The sequence below is a fragment of the uncultured Paraglaciecola sp. genome, assembly GCF_913058035.1.
GTDB lineage: Bacteria > Pseudomonadota > Gammaproteobacteria > Enterobacterales > Alteromonadaceae > Paraglaciecola.
Genome location: NZ_CAJXPA010000042.1, coordinates 19,647 through 30,839, shown reverse-complemented (window position 1 = coordinate 30,839; position 11,193 = coordinate 19,647). Strand labels below are relative to the sequence as shown.

The following is an 11,193-nucleotide window of genomic DNA, read 5'->3' as shown; positions in this document are numbered from 1 at the left end:
GATGGGCTAGGAGATTGTTATAAGAGACAGCATGATGGTTAATGCCTTAATAAACGGCAACAAAATATTATGTTGTGGAAATGGTGGTTCAGCGGTGAGTGCTCAACACTTTTCGTCTTTGTTGTTGAATAAATTTGAACGTGAAAGACCTAGCTTGCCTGCATTGGCACTAACTGCAGATGGAGCGACATTATCGTCAATAGCAAACGATTTTACATTTGATGAGGTATATTCAAAACAAGTTAGCGCATTAGGCCAAGCAGGTGATATTTTGTTTGTTATATCCACCAGTGGCAATTCACATAATATCATCAAAGCTATGGAAGCTGCCCTGAGTCGCGATATGACCATAGTGGCTTTAACTGGTATGGATGGAGGGCAAATGGCTGGATTACTCAGCCAGCATGATGTGGAAATCCGTGTACCTTCGAATAGAACCTCACGAATTCAAGAGGTTCATTATTTAGTGGTACATAGTCTTTGTGAAGGGATCGACAACTGTTTATTCCCCGAAAATTTTCAGGAGTAGTTGATGTCAAAATCAAAAAAAGTTTATTTGTCTTTATTACTATTAACCACATTGTTATTACAAAGCTGTGCAGGTTTGATTATAGGTGCTGGGATGGGTGCTGTATCTATTGCACATGATAGACGCACAATAGGTACACAGGTTGACGATACAACATCAGCCAGTCGTATTTCTATTGCACTGTCCAGTGATAACGCTTTAAAAGAACAAACTAACATAACAGTACAGGTTTTTAACGGAACCGTTCTGCTTGTTGGTCAAGCACCTACGCAAGAACTTTTGCAACAGGCGCAAAAACTGGCCTCGTCAGTGCAGAACATCAAAAAATTACATAACCAAATACGTTTAGGTATGCCAATACCTGCGAGCACAGTGGCACATGATGTATGGCTCGCCTCAAAAATAAAAACTAAATTGCTCGCTGACAAACGAATCGATGGCTTACACATCGAAATAGAAGTCGAAAATGGTGAAGTGTTTTTAATGGGATTAGTCAGTGAAAAAGAGTCAATTATTGCAATAGATATCACACGTAATATCAAAGGTGTAAAGCAAGTAATCAAAGCTTTTGAGTACACATAATCTTAATGTTTAAGTCGAAAAATATGTCTGACTGATATGTTATTAAAAAAAAGCGCTAGATAAGCGCTTTTTTTTGATTAAGAATTTTAGAACCGCTATTTAACAACTGTTAATGTGGGTTTACCTTTCTTAGGCTTTTTTTCGTTGTCATCTGTTACAAGCTTTTCCTCAACTTCGCCAGAATCGATGTTTTCCTCGACAGTAAATACCGTACCCGCACCATTTTCTTTGGCATAGATAGCTAACACCGCAGGGCAAGGAACGACTATATTCCTTGGTACACCGCCAAAACGCGCATCAAACATGATGTTATGCAAACCTAATTGCAAGTTACCAGAAGATGCTGGCGACATGTTTAATACTATCTGCCCGTCTTGAACAAACTCTTGTGGTACTTGAGTACCAGCATAATGAGCATCTACGACTATGTAAGGAGTGAGATTGTTATCTACAATCCACTCGTAAAATGCTCGTAATAAATATGGCTGATTAGGGGTCATGTACGCTTACCCATTATAACGGGTTGTGTATTTCGCGTTCTTGATCAGTCAATGATGCTATGAAAGAAGGCCTTTCAAAAATACGCTTCATATAAGCTTTCAAGTCTTTGCTGCCAGTACCAGTCAATTCAATGCCCAGTGCAGGTAAACGCCACAACAAGGGAGCTAAATAACAATCAACTAAACTGAATTCTTCACTCATAAAGTATGGCGTTTCAGCGAACAAAGGAGCCAGTGATAAAAATGCTTCACGTAGTTCGTTACGAGTGGATTCTAAATCACCCTTTTTAGCCATGATTTTTTCAGCCAACACATACCAATCGTTTTGAATGCGGTGCATAGTTAAACGGCTTTGTCCGCGAGAAACTGGATATACTGGCATCAATGGTGGATGAGGAAAGCGCTCATCTAAGTATTCCATAATAATATGCGAGTTATATAACACCAATTCTCTATCAACTAAAGTTGGCACGGTGCCGTAAGGGTTTAACTCAAGAAGATCTTCTGGTAACTCCACGGGGTCAATAAAGCTGATTTCTACGCCTACACCTTTCTCGGCTAACACTATGCGTGCTTGGTGACTGTATATATCTATCGTGTCTGAAAACAACGTCATAATTGAACGTTTATTGGCGGCTACAGCCATTTAAATATCTCCTAAATGTCATACATAAACGCACTGTACATTTGGCATCTATGCTTTGGTCTTAGAATAGTGATTAACAGGTTAGTCAACTAATCAAAAACGGGCTAAAAAGGGGCATATAGCCCCTTCCAAAAAATTTTGCGGATTATACACCAAATTCAAAACAAAGTTTTGTTGATTTAGTGAACATCTCTCCAATAATCTTTCTTAAGTAAATAAACCAAAACTAACAATACCAATAGGAATATCATAACCCAGCGGCCAATGTCCTCGGACTGTAAACGTGAAGGTTCTCCGATGTATACTAAGTAATTAACTAAATTTAACACTGCAGTGTCAAACTCAGCTGCACTTAGTTCACCAGAACCGTCCGCTTTGATGCCCACGTAACGGTCGACCATCTCACCATCCACTAGCATTTTTTCAGATGTTCTACTTGGCACACCTTGAAGCTCTTGCAGCACATGTGGCATACCAACTTCTGGGAATACTAGATTGTTTACGCCAAAAGGACGACTGTCATCTGTATAAAAAGTTCTTAAATAAGTGTAGATCCAGTCCGCACCACGAACTCGGGCAACCAATGTTAAATCAGGAGGTGGTGCCCCAAACCACTTGGCTGCAGACTCGCTAGGCATTGCATTCTTAATATGATCACCCGGTTTTTCTCCAGTAAACTGTAAATTTGCTTGTCCAATCTCAAGAGGTATACCTAAGTCGTCAAAGGTGCGTTGATAGCGTTGATATTGAGTTTGATGACAACCTAAACAGTAATTCATAAACATCTGCGCACCCGATTGCAATGATGCCTTATCAGTCAAATCGTATTCGGCTGTATCAAGATGTACATTACTTCCGGCAGCCATAACACCTGAAGATAACATCAAAGATATTACAAGAATAATTCGCTTCATTCTGTAATCCTCATAGGTACCGGCTTGGTTTTCTCATTCTTACTGTATATAAACAACAACACAAAGAAACCAAAATACATAATGGTAGCAATTTGAGATGCAGTAATTTTCCATGCTTCTTGAGGTGTTCCGCCTAAATAACCAAGAAAGATAAATACTGCTGCAAAAGTCAGTAGATTCCAGGTATGTAGGCCACAACGGTAACGCCAAGATTTCACTTTACCTCTATCAATCCAAGGTAATAAGGCTAAGAAAATAATAGCTGAGAACATAGCAATAACGCCGCCAAGTTTATGCGGTACAGCTTTCAAAATCGCATAGAAAGGTGTGAAATACCATACAGGGAAAATATGTTCAGGTGTCTTCAACGGGTTAGCAATCTCAAAATTTGGGTGCTCCAAGAAATATCCACCCATTTCTGGATTGAAAAACATTATGTAGCAAAATACTAGTAAGAAAACTGCAAATCCAACGAGATCTTTCAGCACTATATGAGGAAAGAAAGGCACTATGTCATCGAGGATGTCATATTTCTGAGTATAGTATTCATGGATCTTATACTTTGTTTTTTCTGATTCGCTAAGGGAACCTTTCTTGCGTTTAACGTCGGTTCCATCTGGGTTGTTCGAACCCACTTCGTGCAACGCTACTATATGCAAGAACACTAATATCACTATAACTAAAGGTAACGCAATAACATGCAAAGCAAAGAAGCGGTTAAGCGTAGCCCCAGAAATAACGTAATCACCTTGTATCCAAATAACTAAATCTGGACCAATAACAGGAATGGCACTAAATAAAGATACAATAACCTGCGCTCCCCAGTAGGACATTTGCCCCCAAGGAAGTACATAACCCATAAAAGCTTCGGCCATAAGTGCTAGATAAATAAACATACCAAACAGCCACAGTAACTCACGCGGTTTTTGATAAGACCCGTAAATCATACCTCTGAACATGTGTAAGTAAATAACAATAAAAAATGCCGATGCCCCAGTACTGTGCATATAACGAAGTATGTAACCGTATTCAACATCACGCATGATGTATTCCACTGAAGCAAATGCTTCTTCAGCAGTTGGCGTATAGCTCATAGTTAGCCACACACCAGTTACTATCTGATTAACTAATACTATTGTTGCCAAAAATCCAAACATATACCAAACATTCATATTTCTGGGTGCGGGATATTGAATGGCATGCTGGTTAGCAACACGCATTATTGGGAGACGATACTCAATCCAGCCCATCAAATTTTTCATCATATTATGCTGCCCCCTCTTCGGAACCAATCAAAATGGTATTATCGTTGATATACATATATGGCGGTACGACAAGGTTGAGCCCTGCTGGTACATTTTGAAAAACTCGTCCTGCCATATCAAATTTTGAACCATGACAAGGACAGAAAAATCCTTCTGGCGAGCCCTCAACGTACTCTTCAAATGCGCCATCTTTCAAATGTTGTGGTGAACATCCTAAATGTGTACAGATTCCCACTAATACTAAATATTCTTCTTTTAAAGAACGATATGGATTTTTGGCAAATGTTGGTTGTTGTTCCTCATCAGAGTTCGGGTCTTTAAGCTGCTCATCAAAGCTTGCTAATGAAGCCAACAATTCTGGTGTTCTGCGAGCAATCCATACGGGCTTACTTCGCCAAATAACTCTAATCAGCTGTCCTGGCTGGATTTTACTGATATCTGCTTCAACATCCGCACCAGCAGCTTTCGCTTTGATACTAGGGTTCCAGGATGCGATAAAAGGCACTGCAGCACCGACTACACCGATACCACCAACAACAGAAGTAGCGACCGTCAAGAATCGGCGTCTATTACTATTTACTGGTTGGTTTTCGGTTTTAGACGAATCATGCGCATCTAAAGATACATTGCTCATCCACTAATCTCCGAGGGTTAATTTGAATGATACTTCACATTTTGACTGACATACACATGATACGCGATTCAAGAAATAAAGTTTTTCTATTAACCGAAAATGATAAAAGAAAACCCACATAAAAGACAAGGAAATTGTCATTAAAATGAAGAATTACTAATACTTAACAGTTATTTTAGGGAAAATGGTTCATATTAAATATTATTGTACAAAACACAGCCAATAAAAAACCCAGCAAAGCTGGGTTTTTGAACATTATCGTCGTCGTACAATTAACGTTTAGAGAATTGAGGACGCTTACGTGCTTTGTGAAGACCCACTTTCTTACGCTCAACTTTACGTGCGTCACGAGTAACAAAACCCGCTTTGCGTAATGCTGGACGAAGAGTTTCGTCAAATTCCATCAATGCACGTGTAATACCGTGACGAATCGCACCAGCTTGACCACTAATACCACCACCGGCGACGGTGACGTAAAGGTCAAACTTCTCAGTCATCTCAACTAATTCTAGCGGTTGACGCACGATCATACGTGCAGTCTCGCGACCAAAAAATATATCAAGAGGACGTTGATTTACTATTATATTGCCACTGCCTGCACGAAGAAAAACACGAGCTGTGGAACTTTTGCGTCGGCCAGTGCCGTAATATTGATTATCTGCCATCTGTAATGCTCCTTAAAGTTCTAAGACTTGTGGCTGCTGAGCAGCATGATTATGCTCAGGACCAGCGAAGACTTTCATTTTGCGGAACATATCGCGTCCAAGTGGACCTTTAGGCAACATACCCTTAACCGCTTTTTCAATGATCATCTCTGGTTTAAAAGCTTGTAACTTCTCAAAGGTAGTATCTTTAAGACCGCCTGGATAACCAGAATGAGAATAGTAAATTTTGCCCTTGGCTTTATTGCCAGTGACAGTGACTTTCTCAGCGTTGATCACAACTATGTAATCACCAGTATCCACATGAGGTGTGAATTCTGGCTTATGCTTGCCGCGTAAGCGGATAGCAATCTCAGTCGCTAAGCGACCAAGAGTTTTGTCTGCGGCGTCAACCACAAACCATTCACGTTTTACCGTTTCTGGCTTTGCAACAAAAGTTTTCATTTTAAAATACCCGAAATATATAAATAATCGTTACGTTGGTTTTATGCTCGGTATTTTACCACCGACTGCTACACAAAACCGCTAAAAATCAATACCTTGACCCCTTCGAGTCGTATGATTCATCCGCTTTCCCACAAGCGGGGGCAACTGGGCAGGGCGCGAATTATACAGATGTTAAAAGAAAACGCGAGCGTAAATTTTGAGCTTTTTATTAATTTGCAGGCTTTTAGCCGATGTTTAACGTTTGGGCACTAAAAGAGCAGGATCTAATCTTTCCTTAAACCAATTAATTCGCCAATCTAGGTGTGCACCTGTCGCACGGCCAGTAGCACCAATTTCAGCGACTAAATCACCTTGTTTAACTGAGGTCCCTGCCACTACATGACCTTTACTTAAATGTAAGAAAGTAGAAGATACACCATGCCCATGATCGATAATCATAGTACCGCCAGAATAATACATATCCGCGACAAACAAAGTCACAATCCCGTCTGCAGGTGCATATACAGGTGAGCCTGTGGGTGAGGCCACGTCTACGCCAAAATGAGGTCGTTTAGGTGTGCCGTTGAATACTCGCTGACTTCCATACACTCCACTAATAGGTCCAGCAGCCGGCCATATAAAATCTTGATAAAAATCGCTACGGTCATCATTCAAGGTTCGAGCGATGGCAACTTGCCGATTATCACGTTTGATCCGCTCGCTCACTTCTTTTGGAGGGCTAACATATTGACTAGGAATACCTTCGATTTTCTGAATGTTATAAGTTCTAACCTGCAGCTTTAGCAGCTTTACGTGGAGTTCACCTTTATTATCTAACCACTTAATTTGCGGCGTTAATTTGGCGTCTCGACCAAATCCAAAAGCGAAGTATCCATCCGCTGATATTTTAAGTGGTATGTCGTTCAGCCAAACTTGATGGCCAACTGGGACTTGCCCCCTAATTAGACTACCTTGGGTCATTTCGCCTTTGAGTTGAAGCTCACTAGCAAAAACTGAGAATGTTAAGAAACACAAAATAACCACAAAACTTACTGAAATTGGTCTACGCAAAAGCGATTGCTCCTTTACCGACTCCTTCATAAGCCAAAACTTTAAAGTCGCTATTGTTGTCTAAACGTTTATGTTCGTCTGCCATGAACTGCGCTAAACATTCTACTGTTGTATCTGTATCAATCATTTCTGATTCTTCTTTTGGAATAGCTAATTCAAATCTACCCTGTGAAGATTCATAGGCAAATATATTGTGCTGTTTAGCGTCCCCATTAAGCATGGAAAAAACTGTTTTACTGGCGTCTACAATATCTTCACTTGATCCAATATAAATATCACACCAACGATTAGCCCAATATTCTTGCCATTTGATGCTTTCTTGCTGATTTTCAAATACAACCACTTTAGAGCGGTGACCATGGGCGATACGTTGGCAATTACCATCATGCTTTTTAAGCCCGTGGGTGTAGTGATAAAAAGGTGTATTGATGATCTCTGTGCGCAAATTAAGTTCAATACCCACCACATTTTCTGGTAGGTGAGTGGCAATTACATTTTTAAGATAATCACTCACTGAAGGCATAGTGACATTTTGTGAATACACAAATGCATAAGCTTCGGCTGGGCAATTTAAATGAATAGACTTATTATCAGGCCGAATAAAATCAACTTTTACTCTGTCAGATTTCTTATCATGTTCAACATGGCTATATTTGTGTTCCACTGGGACTAGCAGTTTATGATCGATATATTCGTCTATAAGCTGTTTCAGTTGTTTTTTAACTTTACCAAAGTCCAACACCATGCTTTCTTCATTTAAATCACCGCTTAGGATCACGTCTACTATCCAACTTTCACCGACCATGCCTCGCTCTGGGCAAAGGTAAGAAAAATCCATTACGGTCAAATCATTAACGAATAATTGCATAAAAAATGTATATGTCCTGTTTTGTGAAGAGTTTATATAAGGTTAGTATAAAGATTACTTGCAAGATGTCAGCTTTGTGACTTCAAAAGTTGATCTTTCAAGTTAGGTGGAATACCTCTAATCATCAAAGTATCAGAGCCCGCATCATAACTCACCCGCTCACCCAGTAATTTGCGCTCAAAACTGAGTGAAATACCTCCACCCTGTCCACTAAACTTTGCCAATGTTTTTAGGACGCTTCGGTCAGCTTGAAACTGTTCTTCCAATGGTAACTCTGCGCCTTGGTTAAATTCTTCAAAACTAACATGATCGCTGGGTAGCTTTGCAGCCAATTCTTGTATTTGAATATCCTCGCCTAGCTCTAGTTTTTCTTTATAATAATCGGAAACTGTTTCTCGGGCTTGATTTTTCTCTTGTGGGTCTAGCTGTTCAGCTGACAAAAAAGCATCCACAGTAGTTAATAACTGTTTATTTTGTTGCTTAACATCGACTAACTCTTCACAACCAATAAAGTGCATAAAAAAATCTGACACTTTGCGCCCCATGCGACCTTTGATAAAACTAATATAGCGATGTTGCTCTGCGCTCACTGCTAGTTGCGTCAGATCAATCCTAACCGCTAATTGCATTTTAGCTAAGTCTAGATGATCACTACTAGTTAGCTCTAAATCTCGGTTTATTTCGACATGTTCTTTAGTGTTGATGATGGCTATCATCAAATAGTCAGTTGCTAAAAACTGGTAATGACTAAACAACACAAACCCTGTTTCGAGAGTGCCGGTATCAATCAAAGATTTTTTCAGCATCTCACTAGCTTGGATACTAAACTCGACGAAGTCTTGCTTTTCGGACTGCATATCTTCAAGCAGCGTTTTAAATGTCGATATGTGGGGTGTTTGTGTTTCAGCTGAGGGCTCTTTATTAGCTGAGGGCTCTTTATCAGCTGAGGGCTCTTCTTGAATTAACGTATCACGGCTCACACTGACTATCTCGGCGTTTTCAGTCACAAACGCGCCTACCCCTTTACTGGGTTTAGTATTAAAAGCGTGATTTATTTGTTGAGCTAAATTTTCAATTTCTGGACTCACATTAAAGCAACTGGCTCGAGGCACTAAAACGAGTTCCTGTTGTTGATTAACGGCTAACTGGTGTACAACAAAATGATGGATTAACGCACTCACATTTTTTCCTTAACAAAAATAAATTAAATTTAGTCGGTAACTTGTTGGTTTATTCGCATTTTATGTAGACCATTGTTACTATCATTAAATATTAGAAGTTAGAAATTTCCGAGCTAAGCAACATGCCACAACAATCCAAATACTCTGACAGCCAATTTGAAGCCATCATGCATGACATCATTATTGCTTTAGAAAAAAATCAAGCTAACCGAGACCTTTCACTTATGGTGTTAGGTAATGTCGTTACTAATATTTTCCACCAGCAAGTCCCAGAGAACCTTCGCAAACAAATGGCTGAGCAGTTTACACAAGTACTCTTAAAAAGTATCAATGGAAAATAAAAAAGGTTCACAGGATAAATGATTCTTTCAGAAACTCCGCGCCGAAAATTAGTCACCCAATTAGTTAATTGGGGTCATTGGTTTGCACTGCTTAATATTATTATTGCAGTGACTATTGCCGCCATTTACATCCTTAATTCTCCCGCCCCTGGATCATCTTTAGGGACATTTTACTTATTTACTAATTGGGTCAGTCACATTGGATTTTTGACATTTTTTGGTTTTGTCATCCTTATTTTACCACTTTGCTACTTAGTACCCAATGCAAAAGCTGTGAAGGCCTTAAGTTCAGTATTGGCAGCTTTAGGTTTGGCATTGTTAGCTTTTGATGCATTACTTTATAACAAATATGGCGTGCACCTTAGTGTTAACTCAGCAGAACTTATCCGTAACGAAACACAAACGGCCTTTGCTCAATTTGGTTGGCAACAATGGGGATTTTTGCTTCTGCTATTTGTGGTCTGGTTATCATTTCAATTAATTGTTGCGAATGCATTATGGCAACGTATTAGTAGATTACAAAAACGCAAATTGGGTTTACCTATTAGCAGTTTTTTTGTCAGCTGCTTTGTTGCCAGCCATGCCATGCATGTTTGGGCCGATGCTAACCTGTACCAGCCAATCGTGCAGCAAGATAATATGTTTCCTCTATCATATCCAGCCACAGCTAAAACATTGATGGCCAGATATAGTTTACTCGACATAGAAGACTATCAGCAGCGCAAGGCTCTGCAGTTTAATAAAACAATGAAAGGTATTGTTTACCCGGCTGAACCAGTTTATTGCTCAGTAGACAATACTAAGAAAGTATTATTGTTATCAGTTGTAGATGGGGAAATGCCGATTTCAACGGTAGGTTTATCTGAGTTTGAACAACATTACTTGCTACAGTCCTCTTTGAAGAACGGTATCACGACAGTTTTATACGGATTACCTGAGCTGTACCATGGTGCTTTACAAAATTATTCACCATTATTACTTCAATTGCCCAGCTCAATGGGACTGAGTGTGTCATTGTATCTTAACGATATCAGTAATAATCGGCTGACCACTTATCAGCAAGAATGGCAGCAATTTAAGCAAAATATATTTAATACTTCTAGCAACCTATCCATCGGTTTTGTTGAAGTAAAGCAATTAGATGAGCTTCTAACACCAAATGTATTAGCGCAATATCAAATAATTGTTACTGACCTCGCTAATCAGAGTGAGTTAAAAAATTCATTACTGACTAACATTAATATTAAAAAATCGATGGCCAGCCTAGAAGATGTAGCACCCACCGCCTTAAATTTGTTGGGCTGTAAAGCAAACCCCGCGACATATAGCACAGGTAATACCCTCACTCAGAAAAGTAACCTCAATTACATTGTCAGCACTCAAGGGAGTAAAGTGTTATTACTAACCAACAATCAACGAATTGAGATAATGAATAATGGCAATGTACGTGTATTTGACCTGGAAACAGGCGATGAAGCATTTAGTCAGGTAGACCCCAATATTCTAAGCCAAGGGATTAAACATCTCAGTCGCTTTTCGGCTAAGCGTTCAATCAAACCTTTATAACTAACTTT

At 39.5% G+C, this 11,193-nt stretch carries 13 protein-coding genes and 1 pseudogene; 4 read left to right on the top strand and 10 right to left on the bottom strand.

Features of this window, described 5'->3' with window-relative positions; genetic code table 11:
* Nucleotides 1-31: 31 nt before the first annotated feature.
* Both QZ562_RS07770 and QZ562_RS07765 read left to right on the top strand, forming a co-directional pair.
* Nucleotides 32-529: pseudogene (locus QZ562_RS07770) on the top strand (SIS domain-containing protein); the annotation flags it as partial.
* Between the two features lie 3 nt (nucleotides 530-532).
* On the top strand, nucleotides 533-1,111 hold the full coding sequence (locus tag QZ562_RS07765; protein WP_293758915.1) for a BON domain-containing protein: 579 nt from the start codon (nucleotides 533-535) through the stop codon (nucleotides 1,109-1,111).
* Between the two features lie 95 nt (nucleotides 1,112-1,206).
* Here QZ562_RS07765 and QZ562_RS07760 read toward each other — a convergent pair whose 3' ends face one another.
* The 10 genes from QZ562_RS07760 to yejK form a co-directional block, all read right to left on the bottom strand.
* Nucleotides 1,207-1,611 (bottom strand): ClpXP protease specificity-enhancing factor, encoded by a 405-nt coding sequence (locus tag QZ562_RS07760; RefSeq protein WP_293758914.1) that lies wholly within the window; start codon nucleotides 1,609-1,611, stop codon nucleotides 1,207-1,209.
* 13 nt (nucleotides 1,612-1,624) lie between these two features.
* On the bottom strand, nucleotides 1,625-2,257 hold the full coding sequence (gene sspA, locus QZ562_RS07755; protein ID WP_293758912.1) for a stringent starvation protein SspA: 633 nt from the start codon (nucleotides 2,255-2,257) through the stop codon (nucleotides 1,625-1,627).
* A gap of 179 nt (nucleotides 2,258-2,436) precedes the next feature.
* Entirely contained in the window at nucleotides 2,437-3,171 is a 735-nt protein-coding gene (locus tag QZ562_RS07750; protein WP_293758910.1) for a cytochrome c1, read from the bottom strand.
* Nucleotides 3,168-4,436, bottom strand: coding sequence for a cytochrome b N-terminal domain-containing protein (locus tag QZ562_RS07745; RefSeq protein WP_293758906.1), 1,269 nt, complete (start codon nucleotides 4,434-4,436; stop codon nucleotides 3,168-3,170). The genes QZ562_RS07750 and QZ562_RS07745 overlap by 4 nt, the downstream gene beginning before the upstream one ends.
* 1 nt (nucleotide 4,437) lies before the next feature.
* The gene (petA, locus tag QZ562_RS07740) at nucleotides 4,438-5,070 is read right to left on the bottom strand and encodes a ubiquinol-cytochrome c reductase iron-sulfur subunit (RefSeq protein WP_293758904.1); all 633 of its coding nucleotides are present in this window, start codon (nucleotides 5,068-5,070) and stop codon (nucleotides 4,438-4,440) included.
* A 272-nt stretch (nucleotides 5,071-5,342) separates the two neighbouring features.
* A complete protein-coding gene (rpsI, locus tag QZ562_RS07735; protein WP_293758902.1) occupies nucleotides 5,343-5,735 on the bottom strand; it encodes a 30S ribosomal protein S9 in 393 nt (130 codons plus the stop codon).
* 12 nt (nucleotides 5,736-5,747) lie between these two features.
* A complete protein-coding gene (gene rplM / locus QZ562_RS07730; protein WP_293758900.1) occupies nucleotides 5,748-6,176 on the bottom strand; it encodes a 50S ribosomal protein L13 in 429 nt (142 codons plus the stop codon).
* A 237-nt stretch (nucleotides 6,177-6,413) separates the two neighbouring features.
* Nucleotides 6,414-7,217 (bottom strand): M23 family metallopeptidase, encoded by an 804-nt coding sequence (locus QZ562_RS07725; protein ID WP_293758917.1) that lies wholly within the window; start codon nucleotides 7,215-7,217, stop codon nucleotides 6,414-6,416.
* A gap of 4 nt (nucleotides 7,218-7,221) precedes the next feature.
* Nucleotides 7,222-8,097 (bottom strand): 6-carboxytetrahydropterin synthase, encoded by an 876-nt coding sequence (locus QZ562_RS07720; RefSeq protein ID WP_293758899.1) that lies wholly within the window; start codon nucleotides 8,095-8,097, stop codon nucleotides 7,222-7,224.
* 68 nt (nucleotides 8,098-8,165) lie between these two features.
* Nucleotides 8,166-9,278, bottom strand: a complete 1,113-nt coding sequence (gene yejK, locus QZ562_RS07715) for a nucleoid-associated protein YejK (protein ID WP_293758897.1) — start codon at nucleotides 9,276-9,278, stop codon at nucleotides 8,166-8,168.
* Nucleotides 9,279-9,400: 122 nt separating this feature from the next.
* On the opposite strand from yejK, the gene QZ562_RS07710 reads away from it, so the two are divergent.
* The gene (locus QZ562_RS07710) at nucleotides 9,401-9,619 is read left to right on the top strand and encodes a DUF1414 domain-containing protein (protein WP_293758895.1); all 219 of its coding nucleotides are present in this window, start codon (nucleotides 9,401-9,403) and stop codon (nucleotides 9,617-9,619) included.
* An 18-nt stretch (nucleotides 9,620-9,637) separates the two neighbouring features.
* Nucleotides 9,638-11,185, top strand: coding sequence for a DUF3413 domain-containing protein (locus tag QZ562_RS07705; RefSeq protein ID WP_293758893.1), 1,548 nt, complete (start codon nucleotides 9,638-9,640; stop codon nucleotides 11,183-11,185).
* Nucleotides 11,186-11,193 lie beyond the last annotated feature (8 nt).